Annotated in this window: 24 protein-coding genes; 8 read left to right on the forward strand and 16 right to left on the reverse strand. The window is 67.5% G+C overall.

Annotated features, from left to right (window positions below; genetic code table 11):
* Positions 1-176: 176 nt before the first annotated feature.
* Positions 177-455 carry a DUF3311 domain-containing protein gene (locus CFP71_RS17910; RefSeq protein WP_093935008.1) on the forward strand — a complete coding sequence of 93 codons (279 nt, stop codon included), beginning with the start codon at positions 177-179 and terminating at the stop codon, positions 453-455.
* Positions 452-2,095: a monocarboxylate uptake permease MctP gene (gene mctP, locus CFP71_RS17915; RefSeq protein ID WP_093935009.1), complete on the forward strand. Its 1,644-nt coding sequence runs from the start codon at positions 452-454 to the stop codon at positions 2,093-2,095. Before CFP71_RS17910 ends, mctP begins: the two co-directional genes overlap by 4 nt.
* A 50-nt stretch (positions 2,096-2,145) precedes the next feature.
* On the opposite strand, the gene CFP71_RS17920 is transcribed toward mctP, so the two are convergent.
* From CFP71_RS17920 to CFP71_RS17945, 7 genes are all read right to left on the reverse strand, one after another.
* Positions 2,146-3,363 carry an RNA polymerase sigma factor gene (locus CFP71_RS17920; RefSeq protein ID WP_093935010.1) on the reverse strand — a complete coding sequence of 406 codons (1,218 nt, stop codon included), beginning with the start codon at positions 3,361-3,363 and terminating at the stop codon, positions 2,146-2,148.
* Positions 3,360-3,734 carry a YciI family protein gene (locus CFP71_RS17925; protein ID WP_093935011.1) on the reverse strand — a complete coding sequence of 125 codons (375 nt, stop codon included), beginning with the start codon at positions 3,732-3,734 and terminating at the stop codon, positions 3,360-3,362. Before CFP71_RS17925 ends, CFP71_RS17920 begins: the two co-directional genes overlap by 4 nt.
* A complete protein-coding gene (locus CFP71_RS17930; protein ID WP_093935012.1) occupies positions 3,734-4,090 on the reverse strand; it encodes a YciI family protein in 357 nt (118 codons plus the stop codon). The genes CFP71_RS17925 and CFP71_RS17930 overlap by 1 nt, the downstream gene beginning before the upstream one ends.
* A 73-nt stretch (positions 4,091-4,163) precedes the next feature.
* Positions 4,164-5,087, reverse strand: coding sequence for a bifunctional helix-turn-helix transcriptional regulator/GNAT family N-acetyltransferase (locus CFP71_RS17935; protein WP_093935013.1), 924 nt, complete (start codon positions 5,085-5,087; stop codon positions 4,164-4,166).
* A 234-nt stretch (positions 5,088-5,321) separates the two neighbouring features.
* A complete protein-coding gene (locus CFP71_RS44195) occupies positions 5,322-5,471 on the reverse strand; it encodes a hypothetical protein (RefSeq protein WP_005155873.1) in 150 nt (49 codons plus the stop codon).
* Between the two features lie 347 nt (positions 5,472-5,818).
* The gene (locus tag CFP71_RS17940) at positions 5,819-7,009 is read right to left on the reverse strand and encodes an ATP-binding protein (protein ID WP_093935014.1); all 1,191 of its coding nucleotides are present in this window, start codon (positions 7,007-7,009) and stop codon (positions 5,819-5,821) included.
* Between the two features lie 260 nt (positions 7,010-7,269).
* Complete coding sequence (locus CFP71_RS17945) at positions 7,270-8,031, reverse strand: MerR family transcriptional regulator (protein ID WP_093935030.1); 762 nt, start codon at positions 8,029-8,031, stop codon at positions 7,270-7,272.
* 71 nt (positions 8,032-8,102) lie between these two features.
* Between CFP71_RS17945 and CFP71_RS17950 the strand changes: the two genes are divergently transcribed.
* The gene (locus tag CFP71_RS17950; RefSeq protein WP_093935015.1) at positions 8,103-9,134 is read left to right on the forward strand and encodes a glycerophosphodiester phosphodiesterase family protein; all 1,032 of its coding nucleotides are present in this window, start codon (positions 8,103-8,105) and stop codon (positions 9,132-9,134) included.
* 130 nt (positions 9,135-9,264) lie between these two features.
* A complete protein-coding gene (locus CFP71_RS17955) occupies positions 9,265-9,771 on the forward strand; it encodes a DoxX family membrane protein (RefSeq protein ID WP_093935016.1) in 507 nt (168 codons plus the stop codon).
* An 87-nt stretch (positions 9,772-9,858) separates the two neighbouring features.
* Here CFP71_RS17955 and CFP71_RS17960 read toward each other — a convergent pair whose 3' ends face one another.
* From CFP71_RS17960 to CFP71_RS17975, 4 genes are all read right to left on the reverse strand, one after another.
* Entirely contained in the window at positions 9,859-10,230 is a 372-nt protein-coding gene (locus tag CFP71_RS17960) for a YciI family protein (protein ID WP_093935017.1), read from the reverse strand.
* A 98-nt stretch (positions 10,231-10,328) separates the two neighbouring features.
* The gene (locus CFP71_RS17965) at positions 10,329-11,132 is read right to left on the reverse strand and encodes an ABC transporter permease (RefSeq protein WP_093935018.1); all 804 of its coding nucleotides are present in this window, start codon (positions 11,130-11,132) and stop codon (positions 10,329-10,331) included.
* Entirely contained in the window at positions 11,129-12,082 is a 954-nt protein-coding gene (locus CFP71_RS17970) for an ATP-binding cassette domain-containing protein (RefSeq protein WP_093935019.1), read from the reverse strand. The genes CFP71_RS17965 and CFP71_RS17970 overlap by 4 nt, the downstream gene beginning before the upstream one ends.
* 70 nt (positions 12,083-12,152) lie before the next feature.
* The gene (locus CFP71_RS17975) at positions 12,153-13,442 is read right to left on the reverse strand and encodes an acetyl-CoA C-acetyltransferase (protein WP_093935020.1); all 1,290 of its coding nucleotides are present in this window, start codon (positions 13,440-13,442) and stop codon (positions 12,153-12,155) included.
* Between the two features lie 91 nt (positions 13,443-13,533).
* On the opposite strand from CFP71_RS17975, the gene CFP71_RS17980 reads away from it, so the two are divergent.
* Both CFP71_RS17980 and CFP71_RS17985 read left to right on the forward strand, forming a co-directional pair.
* On the forward strand, positions 13,534-14,868 hold the full coding sequence (locus CFP71_RS17980) for a 3-oxoacyl-ACP reductase (RefSeq protein WP_093935021.1): 1,335 nt from the start codon (positions 13,534-13,536) through the stop codon (positions 14,866-14,868).
* Between the two features lie 2 nt (positions 14,869-14,870).
* On the forward strand, positions 14,871-15,716 hold the full coding sequence (locus CFP71_RS17985) for a MaoC family dehydratase (RefSeq protein WP_093935022.1): 846 nt from the start codon (positions 14,871-14,873) through the stop codon (positions 15,714-15,716).
* Here the strand turns inward: CFP71_RS17985 and CFP71_RS17990 are convergent.
* On the reverse strand, positions 15,699-16,364 hold the full coding sequence (locus CFP71_RS17990; RefSeq protein WP_005155885.1) for a TetR/AcrR family transcriptional regulator: 666 nt from the start codon (positions 16,362-16,364) through the stop codon (positions 15,699-15,701). The two genes, CFP71_RS17985 and CFP71_RS17990, sit on opposite strands and share 18 nt — an antisense overlap.
* A gap of 126 nt (positions 16,365-16,490) precedes the next feature.
* On the opposite strand from CFP71_RS17990, the gene CFP71_RS17995 reads away from it, so the two are divergent.
* Positions 16,491-17,135, forward strand: a complete 645-nt coding sequence (locus CFP71_RS17995; RefSeq protein ID WP_093935023.1) for an SCP2 sterol-binding domain-containing protein — start codon at positions 16,491-16,493, stop codon at positions 17,133-17,135.
* Between the two features lie 86 nt (positions 17,136-17,221).
* Entirely contained in the window at positions 17,222-17,812 is a 591-nt protein-coding gene (locus CFP71_RS18000; protein ID WP_208635980.1) for an SCP2 sterol-binding domain-containing protein, read from the forward strand.
* 38 nt (positions 17,813-17,850) lie between these two features.
* Here CFP71_RS18000 and CFP71_RS18005 read toward each other — a convergent pair whose 3' ends face one another.
* The 4 genes from CFP71_RS18005 to CFP71_RS18020 form a co-directional block, all read right to left on the reverse strand.
* A complete protein-coding gene (locus CFP71_RS18005) occupies positions 17,851-19,578 on the reverse strand; it encodes an ATP-binding protein (protein WP_093935024.1) in 1,728 nt (575 codons plus the stop codon).
* 88 nt (positions 19,579-19,666) lie between these two features.
* On the reverse strand, positions 19,667-20,149 hold the full coding sequence (locus CFP71_RS18010; protein WP_093935025.1) for an FxsA family protein: 483 nt from the start codon (positions 20,147-20,149) through the stop codon (positions 19,667-19,669).
* An 85-nt stretch (positions 20,150-20,234) separates the two neighbouring features.
* On the reverse strand, positions 20,235-22,184 hold the full coding sequence (locus tag CFP71_RS18015; protein ID WP_093935026.1) for an ABC transporter ATP-binding protein: 1,950 nt from the start codon (positions 22,182-22,184) through the stop codon (positions 20,235-20,237).
* Positions 22,185-22,207: 23 nt separating this feature from the next.
* Positions 22,208-22,783, reverse strand: a complete 576-nt coding sequence (locus CFP71_RS18020) for a TetR/AcrR family transcriptional regulator (RefSeq protein ID WP_093935027.1) — start codon at positions 22,781-22,783, stop codon at positions 22,208-22,210.
* Positions 22,784-22,888: the final 105 nt, after the last annotated feature.

Here is a 22,888-nt window from a genome sequence, read left to right on the forward strand (position 1 = left end):
GAAGTTCCGTTCGCGACTGCGGCTATTGATATCCGGCGAAGAGCGGGACGGCAACCGCCCTTCGTCGGATGGGGCGTCGCTGATCAAATCGATATCCGGCGGGCGTGACCCGGATGGGCGAGAGGTTCTAGGGTCATCGGGTCCATCCGGGGTACGGGAACGTTAGGTGAGGTCCGATGGCGTCAGGTAAGGCAGACGGGAAGGTGAGGGGCTTTCAGTTCAGCCCTTGGAACCTCCTGTTGATCATCCCGTTGCTGGTGCTGGTCACGTCCTTGTTCAATTCGGACGGCCCCCGGCTGTTCGGGATGCCGTTCTTCTACTGGTTCCAATTCGTGTTCGTGGCGGTCGGCGTCCTGTGCACGTGGATCGTCTTCGTGATGACGAAGGACAAGCCGACCAGTGACCGTCCCGACCGGCTGTCCGTGGACGAGCTCGACGAGGGGGACGTCAAGTGACCGAGATCCAATGGCCCGAGCTGATCATCTTCGCGATCCTCTTCGCGGTGGTCACCGTGCTCGGCTTCGTCGCCTCCCGCTGGAAGGCCGGCAACACCCTCGACCACCTGGACGAATGGGGCCTCGGCGGCCGCAAGTTCGGCTCGTGGATCACCTGGTTCCTGCTCGGTGGTGACCTCTACACGGCGTACACGTTCGTCGCCGTCCCCGCGCTGATGTTCAGTGCCGGCGCGATGGGCCTGTTCGCGCTGCCGTACACGATCATCGTCTACCCGATCGTGTTGATGCCGGCGCTGCGCATGTGGTCGGTCTCGCGGGTCCGCGGCTACGTCACGCCCGCCGACTTCGTCCGCGGCCGGTTCGGTTCGCCGACGCTGGCGCTGCTGATCGCGATCACCGGGATCATCGCGACGATGCCGTACATCGCGCTGCAGCTCGTCGGCCTCGAAGCGGTGCTGCGGACCATGGGCATCAACGGTTCCGGCATCGTCGGCCACCTGCCGCTGCTGGTCGCCTTCATCATCCTGGCGGTCTACACCTACCAGTCCGGGCTGCGCGCGCCCGCGCTGATCGCGTTCGTCAAGGACATCCTGATCTACATCGTGATCCTCGTGGCGATCATCTACCTGCCCTCGAAGCTCGGCGGCTGGTCGGCGATCTTCGACTCGGCGCAGGCGAAGTTCGACCAGACGCCGTCGAAGGCGGACGGCATCCTGCTCAACGCCAACAACCAGCTGCAGTACGCCACGCTGGCGCTCGGTTCGGCGCTCGCGCTGTTCCTGTACCCGCACTCGCTCACCAGCGTGCTCGCCTCACGCGGCCGCAGCGTGATCAAGCGGAACATGGTCGCGCTCCCGGCGTACTCGCTGGTGCTCGGCCTGCTGGCGCTGCTCGGCTACGTGGCGATCAGCGCCGCGGTCAAGCCGATCACCAACAACGCCACCGGCAAGCCCGACACGAACACCGTCGTCCCGGTGCTGTTCGACACGCAGTTCTCGTCGTGGTTCGCCGGTATCGCGTTCGCCGCGATCGGCATCGGCGCACTGGTGCCCGCGGCGATCATGTCGATCGCGGCGGCCAACCTGTGGACCCGGAACATCTATAAGGAGTACATCAAGAAGAACGCGACGCCGGGCCAGGAAGCGAAGCAGGCGAAGCTCGCTTCGCTGATCGTGAAGTTCGGCGCGGTGGCGTTCATCCTGTTCATCGACCCGCAGTTCTCGATCGACCTGCAGCTGATCGGTGGCGTGCTGATCCTGCAGACGCTGCCCGCGGTCGCGATCTCGCTCTACACGCGGTGGTTCCACCGGTGGGGCCTGATCGCCGGCTGGGTGGTCGGGATCGGCTGGGGTCTGATCATGCTCTACAACATCCCGAACCCGGCGACCGGCAAGGCGCACTTCGGTGGCTCCGCGCTGGCGCTGGACAAGCTGTCGATCTTCGGCTGGCACCCGTTCAGCGGTTCGCCGGTGCAGATCTACGTCGGGTTCGTGGCGTTGGTGGCGAACCTGCTGGTCGCCGTGATCTTCACGGTGATCGCACGGCGGATGAAGGTCTTCAACGGCACGGACGACACCGCGCCCGAGGACTACCACGCCGACGAGCACGACAAGGATCTCCGCGAAATCGGCGTCCACTAGTCAGTTCCGCGAGAGGGCCGCGTCCGGTTCGGACGCGGCCCTTTTCGTATTCAGGAGGCTGGGTCGCAGGAGGTCAGGCGCCGGGTGAGGAAGCGGCGTTGCGGTTCCGAGCACGGCAGCGTGAGCGCTCGCCGGTAGTGGACCGCGGCGCGTGCCGGGTCGCCGGCCCGCAGCCAGAGCGCGCCGAGGACGGCGGGCAGCAGCGTGTAGTCCGGTAGATCGGCCTCGACGGCTTCGAGTTCGGCGATCCCGGCGACGGCGCCCTCCACCATCGAAAGCGCGATCGCGCGGTTCAGCCGCGCCACCGGCGACGGGCGCAGCGCGAGCAGGTCGTCGTACAGGCCGACGATCCGGCGCCAATCCGGCGGCGGAGCCGTGCTGTGGCACAACGCGATCGCCGCCTCGACGTGGTACGCCGACATCTCCGGCCCGGTGCACGCCCGCTCGAACAGCCGCTTTCCGTCGGCGATCATCGCGTGGTCCCAGCGGGCCCGGTCCTGCTCGTCGAGCAGCAGCAGATCGCCGTCCCGGTCGACCCGGGCGGGCAGCCTGCTCGCCTGGAGCAGCATCAACGCGACCAGCGCCCGCACCCTCGGCAGATCCGTTTCCGGCCCGGCCAGCAGCAGCCGTCCCAGCCGGATCGCCTCGCCGCACAGTTCGCCGCGCACCGCGACCGCTCCGGTCGTCGCGTCGTAGCCCTCGTTGAACAACAGATAGAGCACGGCCAGCACACTGTCCACTCTGGACTCAAGCGCGTCCGGTCCGGGGAGCGCGAGCGGTTTCCCGGACTCCCGCAGCCACTTCTTCGCCCGCACGAGCCGCTGCGCCACAGTCGCCGGTTTCGTCAGCAGCGCCGCCGCGATCTCGTTCACCCCGAGCCCGCCGACGGTCTTCAACGTCAGCGCCACCTGCGACACCATCGGCAGCGCGGGATGACAGCACAGCAACATCAGCACGAGCTCGTCGTCCGTGCGCTGGTCGTCTTCGATTCCGCCGAGCTCCACGAGCCGCGGCAGCAGCGCGCGCAGCGTTTGTTCACGCCGGACGACGTCCATCGCCCGATTCCGCGCGGCCCGGAACAGCCAGCCCCGCGGGTTGTCCGGCACCCCGAACTGCGGCCAGGTGCGCAAAGCCTGCTCCAGAGCGTCGGCGACAGCCTCTTCGGCCAGGTCCAGCCGTTCGGGGCCGAGCGCCCTGGCCAGCGTGGCGACGATCCGCCCGGCGCTGTGCCGGAACAGATGCTCCACCACGCCGGCCGGGCGGCTCATGACAGCCCGAGGCGGCTCAGGTGTTCCTCGCGTGAGGTGTCGAGATCGAGCGCGATCTCGCTGACCACGAACATCCCGGCACCGTCCACCGCGATCGGATGCGTCTCGAACAGCTTCGCCGCCTCGTCGAGATCAGCGGCTTCGACCACGAGATACCCGGCGACGATCTCGCTGGCCTCGGTGAACGGGCCGTCGGTGATCGTCCCGGCGCGCACCACCCGTGATTCCGGGGCCAAGCCGGCGGCCGCGATCAGCTTGCCGGACGCCCGCAGCTCGTCCTGCCAGGCGAAATACCGCTCGATGCCGTCACCGGCGGGCTCCGCCGACGAGATGTCCTGCGAAAAGGTCATCAGACCGACGAACTTCGGCATCAGTCCTCGCAGCCGCGTTCGCCGATCTTGCGCACCTCGATCGGCCCGAACTCCAGATGCGGATGCGTCGCGAAGATCTTCTCCGCCTGGTCGAGGTCCGCGGCCTCGATCACCTGGTAGCCGCCGACGATTTCGGTGGCCTCGGTATGCGGCCCGTCGGTCGCGCCGACCTCGCCGCCGGAACCGCGCAGTACCCGGCCGCGCTTCGACAGGCCGCCGCCACTGACGAACCGGCCCTCCTTCGTGCGCTCGTCCGCCCAGGCCATGTAGTTCTCGAGCACGCGTTGTGCTTCGTCGGGGCCTAGGTGTTCGTGCGAGTCCTTCGTCGCGCGGATGAAACCGATGTAGTTCGGCATGGCGTCCTCCCTGGGATCGATGGTCCCTAGACGAACAAGCCCGCCGCAAATCGACGCCGGTGGTGAAAGACGGTCAAAACTCCAGCCGCCAGGTCTGACCGGTGAGCTCATAGCCGAAGCCCGGGATCGTCTCTTCGCTCACCAGCCGGAAGCCTGCCTTCTGGTAGATCGCCCTCGCCGCCTCCAGCAGCGAGACCGTCCAGAGCTCCATCGCCGGATAGCCGGCCGCCCTCGCGAACTCGACGCACTCGGTGACCAGGCGTTTCCCGACGCCGCGCCCCCGTGCCGACGGTTCGAGGATCAACATCCGCAGCTTGGCCGTGACACCGTCTTCGGCTGGCATGCAGAAGACACTGCCGACGCGCTCTCCGGCGAGTTCGGCGATCCAGCCCGCCTGCCGGGGTTCGCCGCGGTTGTCGACGTATTCCGCGACGACACGGGCGACGAGGGCTTCGAAGCGTTCGTCCCAGCCGTACTCGCGGGAGTACAGGGCGCCGTGGCGGTGGACCACCCAGCCGAAGTCGCCCGGGCGGGGCGGGCGCAGGACCAGCGTGGGATCCGACGGGCGCTCGCCGACCAGCGAGGTGATCGTGTCCATCGCGCCGAGCAGCCGCTTCTGGTCGTCGTCGCCGAACCGGCCGAGCAGCGAGCCGATCCGGCCCACCGAGCGGGCGTCGAGGACGGCGAAGGCCTGGTGGCCGTTCTCGGTCAGCCTGACGATCTGACGGCGGGCGTCCTCGTCGCTGCGTTCGCGCGTGAGAAGACCTCGTTCTTCGAGTCGCGCCAGCAGCCTGCTCGCGTACCCGGCGTCGAGGTCGAGACGTTTGCGCAGGTCGGTGACCTGGGTCGGATCCTGCTGCGCGAGCTCGAACAGAACCCTGGCCTCGCTCAGGGAGTACTCGGCGTCGGCCGGTCCTTCGTCGAGGATGCCGATCACGCCGGTGTACAGGCGGTTGAAGGCCCGGACGGTGGCCACCCGGTCTGCTGCGCGAGTCATTTGACTATCTCAACAGATTCGTTGACCAAGTCAAGTGTTACTTCGCGAAGCGGTGACGTCGCGAAATCTTTCGGGGGTGGACATATGGAAACCCCGTGATGCTGCCAGGTCGGGGGTCCGCCAGCATCACGGGGTCGTAGTGGGTATCGACGCCGCGTTCCGCGGCGTTACACCTCACGCACTATGTGTCGTAGGTCACTCGAATGGGCGACACCTACAACGGTTGTTGTCGGATCAGCGCATGTGCGTGTGATGCGCCTGGGAGATAGCGATGAGCTCCTGACGAACGGTCGCGGTGGCCGCGGTGTCGATCGCCCGGTTCAGGGCCCGGCGAGTGCGAGCCTCGGCGCGACGGGCACGGAGCTTGGCGGCGATGTTGTTCATCGGTTTAAGTCATCCCCTTGAGGGTCTTGTGTCTCGGTGGCTGTGCTTCTAGTATGCACCCTTTTTCACAAGGAAGCCAACGATTATCCGGTGATGTGGCACACCTGCCGATGAATCATCGGCAACGAGAGGTGAAATCCGGAGAGATTTGGTGTCGCCGGTCACTTCTTGATAACGCTGAGCATCTCTGGCGGCGTTTCCGGACGGCTGCGTACACCCGTTTGGAGCAGCTCAGGGCTGTCGACCGGAGGTTTGGGGCGCCCGTGGCTCGCGCGCCGAGGTTTCATCGGCGCGCGTAGGGCTCTCTACGGCTTTCTAGGTTTGACGCTATAAAGCTTGAGAGAGGCTTAGTCCCGCCCGAGCAAGTAGTGGCCGAAATGCGGGACGGTGAAGGCGATGTGCCCACGCTCGGCGGAGTAGACCAGGCCCTTCTTCATCAGGCTGTCCCGCGCCGGCGACAGTGACGAAGGCTTCCGCCCCAGGTAGACGGCCACATCGGCAGTGCCGGCGGCCTCGTCCCTGCCCTGGGTCAGCTCGGCCATCGCGAGCAGGTACTCGCGTTCGGCGGGCGTCGCGCGCTCGTAGCGGGAGCCGAAGAAGCCGACCGCCAGTTCCGATTCGGCCTCCGGGGCGGCGACGTGGACGTCCTTCACGGTGATCGGATCCGCGGGCGCGGCGTCCCAGGCCGCCTTGCCGTACGCCTGGATGAAGTACGGGTAGCCGCCGGACGCGTCGAACAGGGCGTCCAGCGCCTCCGGTTCGATGCCCGCGTCCTCGCGTTCGATGGGCGCCATTACGGCCAGGTCGGCGTCTTCGCGCTCCAGCCTGTCGATGCGCGCGTAGCGGAAGAGGCGTTCCGAGTATGACTTCGACGCCGAAAGGACAGCGGGCACGTGCGGCAGTCCCGCGCCGACCACGACCAGCGGCGCCCCGGACTGCGAGAGCTCGTGGCAGGCGGCGCAGAGCGCGGAAACGTCCTCGGGCAGCAGATCCTGGATCTCGTCGATCAGCAGCGCGACCCCGGTGCCGACGTCGGCGGCCAGTTCCGCGACCTCGGTGAACAGCTCGACCAGATCGATCTCGATGTCGCCGGAATCGGCGCGGCCCTGCGCGGCGGGCACGTCGATGCCGGGCTGCCAGCGGTCGCGGAGCTTCGCGTCCGGTTTGTTGGCGCGCAGCGCGAACGCCTTGAGCACGCCGAGAACCTGCTCGACACGGTCCGGCGCACGATGGCGCACCGCGAGGTCGCGGATCGCGCGGTGCAACGCGGCCGAGAGCGGCCGCCTGAGTTCGGTGTCCGGGCGGGCCTCGATCTTGCCCGCGCCCCAGCCATGCTTGATGGCCTTCGAGCGCAGTTCGCCCAGCAGCACTGTCTTCCCCACGCCGCGCAGACCGGTCAGCATCAGGCTGCGCTCCGGTCTTCCTCGCGCGACCCGTTCGAGCACGACCTCGAAGGCCTGCAGCTCGCGCATGCGACCTGCCAGCTCGGGCGGCCGTTGACCGGCGCCCGGAGCGAAGGGGTTGCGGATGGGATCCACTCTCACACGCTATCGGCGTTTCTAGCGTGGACCCGATATTCGGTGATATTCGCCTACGGCGTGTCGCGCTGACGGAAAAGCGCCGAAGAGGCGCAGTTCCGGTTTGCGCTCACCTTGATCAAAATGGCGCCCCTTCATCGCGTTTCCGTGGCCTTCGGCCAAAAGCCGCGCGCGACGTGAAGTCTCCGTCGGGCGCTGAGCGCCCTTTGGGAGACCTCGTGGTTCAGCCGGGGGACGGGTCTGCAGCCCCGTCCACCTTCCTAGTCGCGCAAGTTGCGCTCGGCGTAGACCGCCATCGCGTCACGGATGTACTCCGCGGTGCCGGCGCCGTGCTTCTCGTCGTACTGCCCGTAGCGCGGGTCGTCGACGTACAGCTGCCCGAGACCGGCGAAGTAGCCCTTCGAGACGGCTCGCACCGCCGGGCGGAGCCACTCGTACAGCCGCCGCGTGATCGCCTGAGCCTCGTCACCGTCCGCGGGCAGACCCAGGGCGCGGGCCTCGCCGAACGCGGCCGCGATGTCCTTCTGCTCCTGCTGGTGCGCCTTCTTGTCCTCGGCGCTCAGCGACTTCCACCAGCGGTCACCCTGCTTGTAGGCGTCGGCGCCCCAGCGCTCGGTGACCTCCTTCTCGTACTTCGTGTGGTCGAAGCCGTCGAACACTTCCGTTGCCATCAGTCGTTCACCTCTCTCCGTCTTCTTCAAGGTCGTCCTGACCGATTCGATCTGCCGTCCGAGCCGCTGTCGCTCCTGCTCCAGCCACTCCAGGTGCGTGCGCAGCGCCGCCGTCGTGTCCCGCTCTCCTTCGAGCACTTCGGCGATCGCGGGCAGGCTCAGCCCGAGTTCGCGAAGCAGCAGGATCCGTTGCAGCCGCACCAGCGCGTCCTGGTCGTAGTAGCGGTATCCGTTGCTCCCCACCCGGCTCGGTTCGAGCAGCCCGATGTCGCCGTAGTGGCGCAGCGTGCGGCTCGTGGTCCCGGCCGAGCGGGCGATGTCCTGGATCGACCACTCCTTCTCGTTCGGCATGTCCACGAAGGTAGAGGTTGACGTTGCGTCAAAGTCAATCGAAGTTCACCCGGCCGTGGCATGGTTCCCGGATGAAGACATTCGCGCTGGTCATGGCCGCTGCGCTGACCCTCGGCACGGCCGGGGTCGCCGACGCGCATCCGCGTCGCTCCTTCGACATCCAGGCCCACCGCGGCGGACTCGGTCTCACGGTCGAGAGCACGCTCGCGTCGTTCGGCAAGGCGATGGAGCTGGGGGTGACCACGCTCGAACTCGACCTCCAGATCACCAAGGACGGTCGCGAGGTGATCACCCACGACCGCAAGACGACAGCCGCGAAGTGTCGCGACACCGCGCCCGCCACGCCCGGCGACCCGGCGTACCCGTATGTCGGCAAATACGTGAAGGACCTGACGTTCGCGCAGGTCCGCACGCTGGACTGCGGTTCGATCCGGCAGCCCGCCCACCCCGGCCAGACGCTCTCCCCCGGCGCCAAGATGCCGACGCTCGCCGAGCTGTTCCAGCTCGCGCGCGACCACCGCGCCTGGGGGATCAAGTTCAACATCGAGACCAAGGTCGAGGCCGCCGCCCCGCAGGAGACCGCGCCGCGCGAACAGTTCGTCCGGCGGGCGGTGCGCGAGATCCTGCGTGGCGGATTCGCGCACAACGTCACTGTCCAGAGCTTTGACTGGGGCGCCCTGATGCTCCTGCGGAAGGTCGCGCCGTGGATTCCGACGGTCGCCCTCACCCAGCCGGAGTTCCTGCAGGTCGGGCAAACCGGCAAGTCGCCGTGGCTCGGCGGGCTCGACATCGACGACTTCGGCGGCAGCCCCGTCCGCGCGGTGAAGTCGTTCGGCGTGAGCGCTCTTTCACCGGTGCACGGCAACCCGCAGGGCGGCAAGGTCGGCGACCCCGGCTACCAGCCGTTCACGACGAAAGCGCTGGTCACCGAGGCGCATCGCGCGGGCATCAAGGTCGTGCCGTGGACGATCGACGATCCGGCCACCATGCACAAGCTGATCGACGACGGCGTCGACGGGATCATCACCGACTACCCGGACCGGTTGCGGGAGGTCGCGGCCGATCGCGGCTTCAAGCTGCCGAGGGCGTATCCGGCCCGCTAGTGAAATCTAGCGTCGTCTAGCGCCAGAGAAATATTTTAGGATACTCCGTTAGCGCGGTTCGGCGAGGTGGCGGGCGGGAAGACTGGGGATAGGTTTGTTTCCCGGGCCCGGATCCAGAAAGGTTACGACCGTGATTCTCCGTCGCGTCGCACGTCCGCTCCTCGCCGCGATCTTCATCTCCGGTGGGATCGGCGCGCTCAGGGACACCCAGGGGCACGCCAAGGCCGCGGAGCCGTTCCTCACCGAGTCCTTCGACAAGCTGGAAGGCGTGGTGCCGGAATCGGTGCCGCGCGACCCGGCCACCCTCGTCCGCATCGACGCCGCGGTGAAGGTCGGCGTCGGGGTGGCGCTCGCCGCGGGCAAGGCGCCACGCCTGGCCTCGCTGCTGCTGCTCGGCAGCCTCGTCCCGACGACGCTGGCCGCGCACCGGTTCTGGGAGGTCAAGGAACCGGCCGAACGTCAGCAGCAGCAGATCCAGTTCATCAAGAACGCCGGTCTCGCCGGTGGCCTGCTGCTCGCCGCTGCGGACACCGCCGGCAAGCCTTCGCTCGGCTGGCGCGCCAAGCGTGCCGCTTCCAAGACGGAGAAGCGCGCCGAGAAGCTGGCGAAGCGCGCCGAGAAGGCCATCACGAAGTAGCTCGGCTCCAGAGAGTGTCATGAGGGGTCCCCATAGGACGAAATGTGTCCTATGGGGACCCCTCATGACATTTACGGGACCGAGGGCTCACCCGGTGAAGGCCTCGATGTCTTCCATCTCGACGACCGTGCGGACCTCGACCTCGATCTCGTCGAACAGCGCCGCGTAGGTCTCCGCGAAAGCGACGGCCTCCGCCAAGTCCTTCGCGTTGATGAGCGCGAACCCGCCGATGACCTCCTTGGTCTCGGTGAACGGGCCGTCGGTCGCGGTGATCTTGCCGCCGCGCGCCTTGCGGACCTTCGCGCCCCGCTCCGACGGGTGCACGCCCTCCGCCGTGATGAGGATGCCCTTCTTGAACGAGTCCTCGACGAAGGCGCCCATCTGCTCGATGAACTCCTTGCTGGGGTTCCAGGCTTCCGGGGCGCTCTCGTCCAGCCGGTGCATCATCAGAAACCGCATCGCTGCTCCTCAGTGTCTTGGCGGGGCTGTTTCTACCTCGCCTTCAACGACGCGTCGAGCGGCTCGACGGCGCTTCGACATTTCCGCACAAAAGTTTTCTAGCGGCTCGCGACCTTCTTGTACTGGGCCGTCGCCAGCGGCGCGAAGATCGCGATGATGGCGATGCAGCACAGGATCGCGTACAGCGAGGCGTGCTCGGCGGGCCAGCCCGTCGGGGCCACGCCGAACCGGTTGCCGAACAGGTCACGCGCCGAATTGATCACCGCGGTGAACGGGTTCCAGTCGGCGATCGCCTTCAGCACGCCCGGCAGCTTGTCCGCCGGGACGAACGCCGTCGAGATGAAGCTCAGCGGGAACATCCACATCAGCCCGGCGCTCTGCGCCACCTCGACACTGCGCGCGACGAGCCCGATCCACGCGCCGACCCAGGACAGCGCCCAGGCGAACATCAGCATCACCAGGTAGCCGAGCACCGCGTCGAGGAAACTGCCGCGGATCCGCCAGCCGACGAGCAGCCCGCACAGCGACATGACGACCAGCGCCACGACGCTGATCACCAGGTCGGACGTCGTCCGCCCGAAGATCACCGCGAGCCGGGAGATCGGCAGCGACCGGAACCTGTCGATGATGCCCTTCTGCAGGTCGTTCGCGAACCCGATCACGGTGAACGCCGAGTTGAACGCGACCGTCTGCGCGAAGATGCCGGCGATCAGGAACTCGCGATACGCGAGGCCGCCCGCTTCGCCGCCGATCGCGTCGCCGAAGACGTACGCGAACAGCAGCACGAACATGATCGGCTGCAGCGTCGCCGCCATCAGCCAGTCCGGGTTGCGCTGGACGTTCTTCAGGTTCCGCCAGGTGATCACGCCACCGTCGGAAAAGGCCTTCGCGACCGCGCTCACTTTTTCTCCCCCTCGTCCGTGGCGTGCCCTGTCAGCGAAAGGAAGACGTCGTCGAGCGTCGGCCGGTGCAGCGCGACGTCCTGGACGGCGACGCCCTGCGCGTCCAGCCGCCGCAGTGCCTCGATCAGTGCCTTCGGCCCGCCCTCGACCAGGACGTCGACCTTGCGGGTGTGCTCGTCGACCGACGGCGTCCCCGAGCCGACCTCGGCGAGCACCTGCGTGGTCGCCGCGAGGTCGTCGGCGGAGGCCACGACCAGTTCCAGCCGTTCGCCGCCGATTTCCTGCTTGAGCTCGTCTGCGGTGCCGCGCGCGATGACCTTCCCCTTGTCGATCACGACGATCGAGTCGGCGAGCTGATCGGCCTCCTCCAGGTACTGCGTGGTCAGCAGCACGGTGGTGCCGTCGGCGACGAGTTCCTTGATGACCTCCCAGGTGTCGATCCGGCCGCGCGGGTCGAGCCCGGTGGTCGGTTCGTCGAGGATCACCACCGTCGGCTCGGCGACCAGCGCTCCCGCGAGGTCGAGCCGTCGCCGCATACCGCCGGAATACGTCTTGGCGGGGCGGTCCGCCGCGTCTTCCAGCCGGAACCGCGCGAGCAGCTCGCGCGCCCTCGACTTCGCCGCGGCCTTCTTGCTCCCGTACAGCCTGCCGACCATGTACAGGTTCTCGAACCCGGTGAGGTTCTCGTCCACGGCGGCGTACTGGCCGGACAGCCCGATCGACCGCCGGACGGCGTCGGGCTGGGCCAGCACGTCGTGCCCGGCCACCTCCGCTTCGCCCGAATCCGGGCGGAGCAGCGTGGTCAGGATGCGGACGGTCGTCGTCTTGCCGGCGCCGTTCGGCCCCAGCAGGCCCAGCACCTTGCCCGTCGGGATCGACAGATCGACCCCGTCGAGCGCCCGGGTGGAGCCGTAGGTCTTGACCAGGGCTTTCGCCTGAACTGCGAACATGCGGACAAACTAGACCCCGGCGCCGACAAAGGCACCGGGGTTTTTCCCCGATCCGCTCCAGGCGAACCGGCTACTTCTCGAGGATGGCGGTGACGCCCTGTCCGCCCGCCGCGCAGATCGAGATGAGGCCGCGGCCGGATCCCTTCTCGTTCAACAGCTTCGCGAGGGTGGCGACGATACGGCCGCCGGTCGCGGCGAACGGGTGCCCGGCCGCCAGCGAAGAACCGTTGACGTTCAGTTTCGCCCGATCGATGGAGCCGAGCGGCTCGTCGAGGCCCAGCTTCGACTTCGCGAACTGCGGGTCCTCCCACGCCTTGAGGGTGGCGAGCACCTGCGAGGCGAAGGCCTCGTGGATCTCGTAGAAGTCGAAGTCCTGCAGGGTGATCCCGGCGCGCGTGAGCATCTGCGGGACGGCGTATGCGGGCGCCATCAGCAGGCCTTCGTCACCGTGGACGTAGTCGACGGCCGCGGTCTGCGAGAACGTCAGGTACGCCAGCACCGGCAGCTTCCGCGCCTTCGCCCACTGCTCGGTCGCGAGCAGGACCGTCGACGCGCCGTCGGACAGCGGCGTCGAGTTGCCCGCGGTCATCGTGCCCTCGGGGCCACCGAAGGCGGGCTTCAGCTTCGCGAGCTTCTCGACACTGGAGTCCGGGCGCAGGTTCTGGTCGCGGGCCAGCTTGAGGTACGGCGTCACCAGGTCGTCGAAGAAGCCCTTGTCGTACGCGGCGCCGAGACGCTGGTGGCTGGTCGCGGCGAGTTCGTCCTGTGCCTCGCGCGTGATCTCCCAGACCTTCGCGGTCAGCGCGGCGTGCTCGCCCATGGAAAGGCCGGTGCGCGGCTCGGAGTTGCGCGGGATCTCCGGGACGATGTGACCGGGGCGCAGCTTCGCGGCGAGCTTCAGCCGTTCGGGGAGCGTCTTCGCGGCGTTGAGCTGCACGAGGATCTGGCGCAGGTCGTCGTTGACCGCGAGCGGCGCGTCGGACGTGGTGTCGACGCCGCCCGCGATGGCCGAGTCGATCTGGCCGAGGGCGATCTTGTTGGCGACGTTGACGATCGCCTGGAGGCCGGTGCCGCAGGCCATCTGCACGTCCGACGCCGGGGTGGCGGGGTTCAGCCTGCTGCCGAGGACGCTTTCGCGGGCGAGGTTGAAGTCGCGGGCGTGCTTGAGCACCGCGCCGGCGGCGACCTCGCCGATCACCTCGTCCTGCAGGGAGAAGCGGCTGACCAGGCCGTCGAGGGCGGCGGTGAACATGTCCTGGTTCGACGCCTTCGAGTACGGACCGTTCGAACGGGCGAAGGGGATCCGGTTGCCGCCGATGATCGCGACCTTGCGCACGGGTGCCGTCCTTTTCGTGGCCATTTTTCCACTCCTCCGTAGGCTCTCTCACACTGTAACCTACTCACGGGTAGGTTAGAATGCGACGTGATGCTCACTGCACGGGAGGCACGAGATGGCTGACAGGTACCAGCAGTTCACGAAATCCCCCGTGGGGAAATTCGTGGTGCCGAAGCTCGGCCTGCCGAACCCCGCGACGCTTCGCCGGTACAAGCCCGGCCAGCCCGCTCTCGAAGGTCCCGCACTTCTCGGCGCCGCGCCAGGTGGCCGCCTCGAAAAGGTGATCGAGGCTCAGCTGCACCGCGCGGGCATCGAGGTCATCTCGACGGCGGCCGACAAGCACGCCGCGCTCGTCTTCGACGCGACAGGTGTGAAGGACCCGAAGCAGCTTCGCGAGGTCTACGACTTCTTCCACCCGGTGATCCGGAGCGTCGGGCCCTCGGGCCGCGTCGTCATCCTCGGAACGCCTCCTGAACTGGCCGAAGGGCACGAGCGGATCGCCCAACGCGCGCTCGAAGGCTTCGTCCGTTCCGTCGGTAAGGAACTGAAGCGCGGCGCGACCGCTCAGCTCGTGTACGTCGCCGAAGGTGCCGAAGAGGCCACTGAGTCCACGCTCCGCTTCCTGCTGTCGTCGAAGTCCGCCTTCGTCGACGCGCAGGTCATCCGCGTCGGCACGGAGACCAAGACCGCCTCGGCCCCGGCCGACTGGACCAAACCCCTCGACGGCAAGGTCGCACTGGTCACCGGCGCCTCCCGCGGTATCGGCGCCGCCATCGCCGAGGTGCTGGGCCGCGACGGCGCGCACGTCGTCGCGCTCGACATCCCCGCCCAGGGCGCGGATCTGTCGAAGGTGGCCAACAAGGTCGGCGGTTCGGCGCTGCAGCTGGACATCACCGCCGCCGACGCGCCGGAGAAGCTCGCCGAGTACCTGACCACGCGCCACGGCGGCGTCGACATCGTCGTGCACAACGCCGGCATCACGCGGGACAAGACGCTGGGCAACATGACCGAAGGCGGCTGGGACTCGGTCATCTCCGTCAACCTCGCGTCGCAGCTCGCGGTGAACGAGAAGCTCCTGGCGGACAAGGTGCTGCACGACAACGGCCGGATCATCGGCGTCTCCTCGATCGCCGGCATCGCGGGCAACGTCGGCCAGACCAACTACGCCACCAGCAAGGCGGGCGTCATCGGCATGGTGAACGTCGGCGCGCCGACGCTCGCCGAATACGGCGGCACGATCAACGCCGTCGCGCCCGGGTTCATCGAGACCAAGATGACCGCCGCGGTGCCGCTGTTCATCCGCGAGGCCGGGCGGCGGCTGTCCAGTCTCGGCCAGGGCGGGCTCCCGGTCGACGTCGCCGAGACGATCGCCTGGTACGCGAACCCGGCTTCGGCCGCTGTCAACGGCAACGTGGTCCGCGTCTGCGGCCAGGCACTGCTGGGGGCGTGAGAATGGGCGTCAAGGAACTCCACGAGTCGCCGAGTCTGTCTTCGTTGTACCCCAAGGCGCTGCTCGGCTCGCTGCGCAAGAGCGGCGGGAGCACGCTGCCGTCGACCGAGTTCGTCCGCGAGGGCGTCGTCGTCGACCCGGCGCACCTCGCCGCGTACAACCAGGTGTGCGGATTCCGGCTGGACGACGTGCTCCCGGCGACGTATCCGCACATCCTCGCCTTCCCGTTGCAGATGGCGCTGATGACCGAGGCCGACTTCCCGTTCCCGTTGCTGGGCATGGTGCACGTCGCCAACCGGATCACCCAGCACCGTCAGCTGCGGCTCGACGAATCGTTCACCCTGCGCGTGCGCGCCGAGGATCTGCGCCCGCACGAAAAGGGCAAGCAGTTCGACGTGGTCAGCGAGCTGCTCGTGAACGACAGTCCGGTGTGGACGGACGTCAGCACGTACCTGCGCCGCGGTGGCGGCAGCGGCGAGAAGACCTCGCGCGGTCAGCTCTCGCAACCGTCGCCCAACGCGATCTGGCCCGTGCCGGGTGACATCGGCCGTCGCTACGCCGAGGTCTCCGGCGACCGCAACCCGATCCACCTGCACCCGATCACCGCGAAGGCGTTCGGTTTCCCGGCCGCGATCGCGCACGGCATGTGGACGAAGGCGCACGCGCTCGCCGCGTTCGAAGGCAGGCTTCCGGAGGCCTTCACCGTCGACGTCAAGTTCAAGCAGCCGGTCCTGCTGCCCGCCAAGGTGGCTTTCACCTCGTGGAGCGAAGGCGACGGCTGGGCCTTCGAGCTGTGGAACGCGCGCAAGCCGAAGCCGCATCTGGAGGGCTCAGTCGTCGCTCTCTGACGGCTTCCAGATCTCGCCCTCGACGAGGTCGTTGAACCCCAGCCAGACGAGGTTCATCAGCCACGAGGCGAGCACGCCGTCGGAGACATCGGGGTGGTCGAGCGCCCAGTCGGCCAGCGACTCGGCCGCCCCGACCAGCGCGGCGGACAGCCCGGCGCCGGAGAACTCGGCCTGCTCGCCGAGGCCCTTGCGGGTGCCCGCGGAGACGACCAGCGCGGCGACCAGCTCGATCGCGCGGGTGCGCATGTCGGTGATCTCCGCGGCGAAGGCGCCGCCGACGGTCATGGCCTGGCGGTGCAGCACCGTCCAGGACTCGCGGTACTCGGCGACGAACCGGTAGAACGCACGGAGCCCGTGCCAAAGCTGCATGTCGGGCGGCAGATCGGGCTTGATCCCGTCCTGCACCGCCTCCAGCAAGCGGGTGGCTTCGCGGCGGATGCACGCGCCGAAGAGGTCTTCCTTGGAGCCGAGGTAGGTGTAGATCATCGGCTTCGAGACGCCGGCGACCTCGGAGATCTCGTCCATCGACGCGGAGTGATAGCCGTAGCGCGAGAACACCGAGACCGCTGCGTCCAGGATCTGGCGTTCCCGCACCGCTCTCGGCAGCCTTTTGGCGCGTTCGGCGGGACGCGGTACTTCCTCGGACACTCAGGACCTCCCATTAGTCGCGTAAGACGCTACCGGGCCCCTTCGGGCAAAGGTGATTTCGGCACGCTTGCCCGCCTACCTACTGGCGGGTAGCCTTACGCCTTGGTAGGCGGAGCTGGAGGGAAAATGACCGAGATCGTGGGGCTGACCGGCCGCGCGCTGGTCGACGCGCTGGAACGGATCGAGCCGGATTCGGCCGAGGCGCACTCTCTCGACGTCAACGAGGTCGCGGGCGCCATCGACCCGAAGGACCTCGGCAAGGACGACGTCCGGCGGCTGCTGACCGCGCTGGGACGGCTCGCGGAATCCGCGCCCGCGTTCGACCTTCGCAAGGTCGACCCGGTCCGGTTCGCGAACCTCGTCGCGCGAGCCTCGCGCACGCAGCTCGAGAGCGTCGTCGCCGAACGGCCGCTCCGCGAACGGGTGCTGCGCGAGATCTTCGACCGCATGGGCGCTCACATCCGGCAGGACCGGGCGAAGACACTGCACGCCGTCGTCCACTGGCGGCTGTCCGGCGGCGTCGGCGAAGGCGGCTACGACCGCTACGAGACGGTGATCTCGCACGGCGAGTGCACGGTCGACCGGGACATGCGGGAGAAGCCGCGGGTGACGATCACGATCGCGCCCGTCGATTTCTTCCGGCTCATCACCCATCAGGCGACCCCGGCTGTGCTATTCGTCACCGGAAAGATCAAAGTAAAAGGTGACCTGGCATTCGCGGCGGGCCTGATCGGTTTCTTCGACCTTCCCAGAACGCACGAACCGTCCTGAACCCGGCCGAGCAGATACACTTCCGTGCCGTGCCCCGAAATTCTCCGAACCGGCGCTGGCGGGACAAGGTTCGCCTTTCCCGTCCGTTGCGGCTGCACAAGACACGCACCGCGGGCGAGCACGTCATCAACGCTTTCGCGGAGAAGCTGGAGCTCGCCAAGCTGAGTCCCGAACAGTTCACCCAGGTGCTGGAAACCCTGCACATGCTGGGCGAAACCGGTGCGGGCATCGAGCTGAGCTCACTGGAGACCGAGGTGCTCGTCGACGTCGTGCAACGCGCGTCACGAGAGCAGCTCAAGGCGATCGCCGATCACGCGGAACTGCGTTCGGCGTTCCTCGACGAGATTTTCCGCAGAATGTCGGACCATTTCGTTCCGGAACGCGCGCGGCATGTCGACTTCGTCGTCGCTTGGCGTTTCACCGATGGCGACGGAGAAGACGGTTTCGATCGTTTTCAAACGGTCATCGAGGACGGGGTCTGCGTTTCGAGCACCGATCTCGCGCGCACTCCGGACACCACCATCACGTTGTCCGTCGACGACTTCATCCGGATGGCGACCGGCAACGCGGCGGTGGCGGCGATGTTCGTGACCGGCAAGGTGAAGGTGAAGGGCGAGTACGCGCCGGCCGTCCGGTTCAGCGGGTACTTCGACATCCCGAAGCCGAGCGGGAGCTGAAGGGCGCTTTCGCCCCGTGCGATGCGGGGAAAGTCCCTTCAGTCCTCATCGAGAGTTCGCTTGGACGTGCGGCGATAACGGACGTTGGGGCTCCGCAGATTTCGCTCGGTGGCTTCGATCAGTCCTTGCCGGAGCAGGACGGTCAACCATCGCGTCATCGTGCGGTCGTGCAGCCCGGTCGCCGCCACCAGATCGGCGCGGGTCGCCTCATCGTCACCCAGTGCGTCAAGGATTTCTTCGCGCCGGTCGGCGCGGCGTTTCGGAGGTGTGGGACTGTCCGCAGGGGCGGGAGCCGCGTCTTCGGCGAGCGTGTAGTGCGCGTATCGGCGACCACCGGCCGGGACCAGAAGCCCCCGCGCGACAAGATCGCCGAGCTCCTCGGTGGCCACCCTCGAATCGAGTTCGTTGGCGTTTCGATAGGCCTGATTGTTGAGCGTCTCCCCGTGGAACAGCATCGCGAGGCCGTGGCATTGGCTGTCGGTGAGGCCGTGCTCGTCCAGTGAAGCGATCCAATGGACCGCGTCATCACCCATCAACGTGTGGTTCGGGAAGGTCGCCGTGAAGGTGGAGATGTCATCGGCGAACCGAGGCGGGCTGAGCTTGGCATCGCGCATCGCGGTCAGCATCGCCGGGATCCCGGAGCCGCGGTTTTCGCAGATCGGACGATCCGAACCGGGTAACGGCGTGTCTTCGAGGATCTTGAGCAGCGTCGCGTTGCGAGCCGAGGAAGTCCCCTCGACGCCGAGGTTCTCTTCGCGGACCGACCCGTAGAGGCCGCCGGGGTTACGAATGAGCAGGCGATCGGGATACATCTCGACCTGCACCTGTGTCCCGTGGGAAGGGCCCGAGTAGTCGCGGTGCACCAGCGCGTTCACGACTGCTTCTCGTAGCGCGGTCTCGGGGTACTCGTAAGCTTCGGCCCGACCGGCGCCGCGAACGGTGGATCGCCGTTTCATATTGCGACGGAGAGCGATGAGCGCTTCGTCCACCATTACCGGAATCGGCCCCTCGGCCGCGACGTTGTCGATGAACCGCGTCCCGTTTCGTGGGTCAGGACCCGATTTCGTCGGATAGTGCACGAAAGTCAGCATGAGCTGTGGGAAGAATTCCTGAGGGTATTCCCCCAGTGCCAGCAGCCCCGCGAGGGAAAGCTCGGTGCCGACGAGAACCTTCGCGCGGCGCAGTGCCCCGGTGGTGTCCAAGTTCGCGAACGCCCTGCTGCGGTGGCGTCGGAGCCGGCTCAGAAAAGTGTCGACCAGGGCGCTGTCGAGATTCGCGATGGTCGTACCCGCGACAGGCTGCTCGTCGTCCCGAGGTTGCCCTCGGTTCGCCAGCATCAGTTGTACTTCGTACGGGCTCAGCCTGCGATCTCCGTCTGCGACCCTGACGAAGCTCATGCCGGTGCCGCGGTTGCACGAAGGCTTGCTGCCCGGCGGCAGTTCGGGGATCTCCGCGACCACCAGAGCCGCGCCCTCGAAACGGTGAGTCCCGATGAGCGGGCGTAGCGGTGGCTCCAGGTTTTCCGAGCACAACGCCGCCAGATCGGCTTCCATCTTCGCCGGGTCGCGAACTCCGGTGGCCTCGAACCCGCGGGTTTCGTCGAGGCCGAGGATCAGGATGCCCCCGTTGGTATTGGCGAACGCCGAGAGGGTTTCGCGGACACTCTTCGGCAGCTTGGTCTCAGCTCGTTTGGCCTCGACAAAAGCGTGGTCGCCACCGAGATCGCGAAGATTCGCGATGATCTCGGCGAGTTCGTCGTGGAGCATGCCGCCGTCCTAGCTTAGACACTAGCTTAGACACTAGCTTAGACACTGGAGTCCAGTGGCGAAGCTAGTGTCTAAGCTAGGACGGCGGTCAGCCCTCGACGATGCGGCCTTCGATCACCGGCGGCTGCTTCTTCACGGCCTCGGCGGACGGCGTGTCCATGACGACCTCGCTGTCCACCACCATCACCGGCCCGCGGGCGCGGTTGGCGAACTTGACCGCCCGGCGCTGCATCCGCTTCTGCCAGACCTTGCGCGCGACACTCCGCGTCGGCGGCAGGATGAGCAGCAGGCCGATGACGTCGCTGACGAAACCGGGCAGCAGGATCAGCAGACCGCCGAGCCCGATCAGCATGCCGTCGGTGAGTTCCTTCTCCGCGTCGGCGGGGCGGCCCAGCCGCGCGGACTCCGCGAAAGCCCGGAAGGCGCGGCCGCCTTCGCGGCGCGCGAGCCAGGACCCGATGAACGCACCGGCGAAGAGCAGCGCGATCGTGCCGAGCACACCGATGGCCGAGCCCACCGCCCACACGGCGGCGATCTCGGCGACGACATAGAGCAGGAACGCGACAGCCATACCCGGACAACGTACGGCTTGCCCGTTTTGCTCCCGAACCCCCGATCCGGTGACCGGGGTCGCCGGATCGGGGGCCGGTCCGTCGTCAGCCGACGGCCTCGTCGAGGTACGCGGCGGCCTGCAACGTGAACAGGTCGGCGTAGCCCGCCTTCGCCGCCATCAGCTCGTCGTGCGTGCCGTATTCGGCGACCTTTCCGTTCTCCAGCAACAAGATCCGCTCCGCCTGCCGGACGGTCGAGAACCGGTGCGAGATGTACAGCGTCGTCCGCCCCTCCGAAAGCTCCCGCAGGCGCGAAAAGAGATCATGTTCGGCCTGGGCGTCGAGCGCGGACGTCGGTTCGTCGAGGATCAGGATCGGCGCCTCCCTCAGGAACGCCCTGGCCAGCGCGATCTTCTGCCATTCGCCGCCGGAAAGGCTCACGCCCTGGTCGAACCAGCGGCCGAGCGGGCTGTCGTATCCGCTGGGCAGCCGTTCGATCCGCTCGTCGGCGCCGGCCCGCTTCGCCGACTCTTCGATCCGTTCGCGGTCGACGAGGTGCGTCAGGTCGCCGAGCCCGATGTTCTCGGCCGCCGTGCCCTGGTAGGTGACGTAGTCCTGGAACATCGCGCTGATCCGCCGCCGCAGCTCGACCGGGTCGTACTCGCGGATGTCGACGTCGTCGAGCAGGATCCGCCCGCCCGTCGGGTCGTACAGGCGGCAGAGCAGTTTGAACAGCGTCGACTTCCCGGCGCCGTTGCGCCCGACGACGGCGACCGTTTCGCCCGGCCGGATCTCGAAGCTCACGCCGTCAAGGGCGGGTTCGGACGCCCCTGGATAGGTGAAGGACACTTCCTCGAACCGGATATGTCCATCCACAGTGGACGGAACGGGGCGCGGTTCCGGCGGCGCGACGATCTCCGGTTTCGTGCCGAGGAAGCGGTACAGCGTGTCGAGGTAGAGATTGTTCTCGTACATCCCGGAAAACGCGGTGAACAGGCCCTGGACGGACGTCTGCACCGACGCCGCGGCGGCCGTGTACAGCGCGAGATCGCCGAGGGTGAGCCTGCCGCCGACGGCTTCCAGCGCGATGTACAGCGCGATCGCGGATCCGGCGGCGGTGCTCAGCAGCCCCCACGACGTCGAGCTCACGCTGCGCTTGCGGGTCAGTTTCCGCTGACGGTCGTAGAAGACCTGGCCGAGCCGCTGGAACCGGTCGACGAAGTACGGGCCGAGCCCGAAGAGCTTGGTCTCCTTGGCGTAGGTGTCCGTGGTGACCAAAGAGGACAGATAGTCCATCCGCCGTTTCAGCGGCGACATCATCACCGTCAGCCAGAACGCGCGGGCGCCGTACTTCGACTGCGAGATGAAAGCGGGGATCGGGGCCAGCAGCGCGACGAGCGCCAGCAGCGGGCTGATCGAAACGAGCAGCGCGATCATGCTGCCGAAGGTGATCACCGTCCGGACCAGGCCCAACGCCGAGTTCATCATCGACAGCGGCCGGGTCGGTGCCTCCTGCGCGGCCTGGCGCAGCATGTCGTAGGACGCGGAACCTTCGAAGTACGACAGATGCAGCCTGCTCGAATGCTCCATCACCTGGTGGCGGATGGTCAGCGTCATGCGTTCTTGCAGCAGGGACTGGCCGTAGGTGGTCAGGGCCTGGGAGAGCGCGGTGAGCACGAGGACACCGAACTGGAACAGCGCGACCCCGACGATCGCGCTCTTGGTGCCGTGGCCCTGGATCGCGGCGACCACGGAGTCGATCAGCAGCTTCGCGACATACGCGGTCGCCGTGGGCAGCAGACCGGAAAGCAGGGTCACCACGGTGATCGTGATGGTCAGGAACGGGCTCGCCTGCCAGGTCAGCTTCGCGACCTTGGGCAGGCCGCGGACCGTGCCCGCGACGTTGATCCACATGCGGCCGAGCCGGGACTTCAGGTCCTTCGGGACGGCGTCGGGTTCGGGTTCCGGGATGTCGACGGGACCGGTCAGCCCGCTGTCGGGCACCGTCGACGGCGGACGGCGCCGCCTGCCGCCCCTGGCCAGCAGCATCTCCATGCCGCCTCCCCCGGGCGGGCCGATCACGCGGCCCCCACGGCGCCGTTGAGGAAGACGTCGACGAGTTCCATCGTGGTGGGCTCGTCGCCGTTCGCGTCGAACCGCATCCGGCCGCTGAACAGCAGCGAAAGGAAGAGCGCGGCCAGCTGGGTCGCGGGCAGCCGGAGCCGGTCCTTTTCCGGTTCGAACAGCTCGGCCATGGCCTCGCGCATCGCGGTCATCGACTCCTTGCGCCGGTCCCTGCCGTCGCCGGGGCCGTGGCGGTGCTCGGGCCGCTTGCCGGAGCCGTGCATGACCGCCATCAGCGCGCCCATGCGCTGGAGATGCGCGCTGAGCGCGTCGGCCGCCTCGACGAGCCTGTCGTCGAGTGGCTGTTCGAGGTCGATCACGGCGATGGCGTCGAGCACCTGGTCGGGCTTCAGCGCTTCGGCGAAGCAGGTGGCGAAGAGCTCGTCCTTGTCCTTGAAGACGCGGAAGACCGTGCCTTCGCCGATGCCGGCGGCGCGGGCGATCTGGCTGGTGGTGACGCCGGCGCCGTGCTCCACCATCAGGGGCAGCACGGATTGGACGATCATCCTCCGTCGCTCTTCGGGGCTCATTCCCGGCGCTCTCCGCCGGGCGGTGGTTTCCGTCATGCCGTCCAGTGTGCGGAGTGAGTGCTCACTCCGTCAAGCGATTAAGGCTGAAGTACGTGAAGGCCCCCT

The sequence above is a fragment of the Amycolatopsis thailandensis genome (assembly GCF_002234405.1).
Lineage (GTDB): Bacteria > Actinomycetota > Actinomycetes > Mycobacteriales > Pseudonocardiaceae > Amycolatopsis > Amycolatopsis thailandensis.

Coding starts and splice junctions, on each gene's coding strand:
- CFP71_RS17910 (WP_093935008.1), top strand. CDS start 177: ATGGCGTCAGGTAAGGCAGACGGGAAGGTGAGGGGCTTTCAGTTCAGC.
- CFP71_RS17925 (WP_093935011.1), bottom strand. CDS start 3,734: ATGCCGAAGTTCGTCGGTCTGATGACCTTTTCGCAGGACATCTCGTCG.
- CFP71_RS17975 (WP_093935020.1), bottom strand. CDS start 13,442: ATGGCCACGAAAAGGACGGCACCCGTGCGCAAGGTCGCGATCATCGGC.
- CFP71_RS18020 (WP_093935027.1), bottom strand. CDS start 22,783: ATGAGCCCCGAAGAGCGACGGAGGATGATCGTCCAATCCGTGCTGCCC.
- CFP71_RS18015 (WP_093935026.1), bottom strand. CDS start 22,184: ATGGAGATGCTGCTGGCCAGGGGCGGCAGGCGGCGCCGTCCGCCGTCG.
- CFP71_RS17995 (WP_093935023.1), top strand. CDS start 16,491: ATGACCGAGATCGTGGGGCTGACCGGCCGCGCGCTGGTCGACGCGCTG.
- CFP71_RS18005 (WP_093935024.1), bottom strand. CDS start 19,578: ATGCTCCACGACGAACTCGCCGAGATCATCGCGAATCTTCGCGATCTC.
- CFP71_RS18010 (WP_093935025.1), bottom strand. CDS start 20,149: ATGGCTGTCGCGTTCCTGCTCTATGTCGTCGCCGAGATCGCCGCCGTG.
- CFP71_RS44195 (WP_005155873.1), bottom strand. CDS start 5,471: ATGAACAACATCGCCGCCAAGCTCCGTGCCCGTCGCGCCGAGGCTCGC.
- CFP71_RS17935 (WP_093935013.1), bottom strand. CDS start 5,087: ATGACTCGCGCAGCAGACCGGGTGGCCACCGTCCGGGCCTTCAACCGC.
- CFP71_RS17960 (WP_093935017.1), bottom strand. CDS start 10,230: ATGCGGTTTCTGATGATGCACCGGCTGGACGAGAGCGCCCCGGAAGCC.
- CFP71_RS17970 (WP_093935019.1), bottom strand. CDS start 12,082: ATGTTCGCAGTTCAGGCGAAAGCCCTGGTCAAGACCTACGGCTCCACC.
- CFP71_RS17980 (WP_093935021.1), top strand. CDS start 13,534: ATGGCTGACAGGTACCAGCAGTTCACGAAATCCCCCGTGGGGAAATTC.
- CFP71_RS17920 (WP_093935010.1), bottom strand. CDS start 3,363: ATGAGCCGCCCGGCCGGCGTGGTGGAGCATCTGTTCCGGCACAGCGCC.
- CFP71_RS17950 (WP_093935015.1), top strand. CDS start 8,103: ATGAAGACATTCGCGCTGGTCATGGCCGCTGCGCTGACCCTCGGCACG.
- CFP71_RS17945 (WP_093935030.1), bottom strand. CDS start 8,031: ATGCCGAACGAGAAGGAGTGGTCGATCCAGGACATCGCCCGCTCGGCC.
- CFP71_RS17985 (WP_093935022.1), top strand. CDS start 14,871: ATGGGCGTCAAGGAACTCCACGAGTCGCCGAGTCTGTCTTCGTTGTAC.
- CFP71_RS17930 (WP_093935012.1), bottom strand. CDS start 4,090: ATGCCGAACTACATCGGTTTCATCCGCGCGACGAAGGACTCGCACGAA.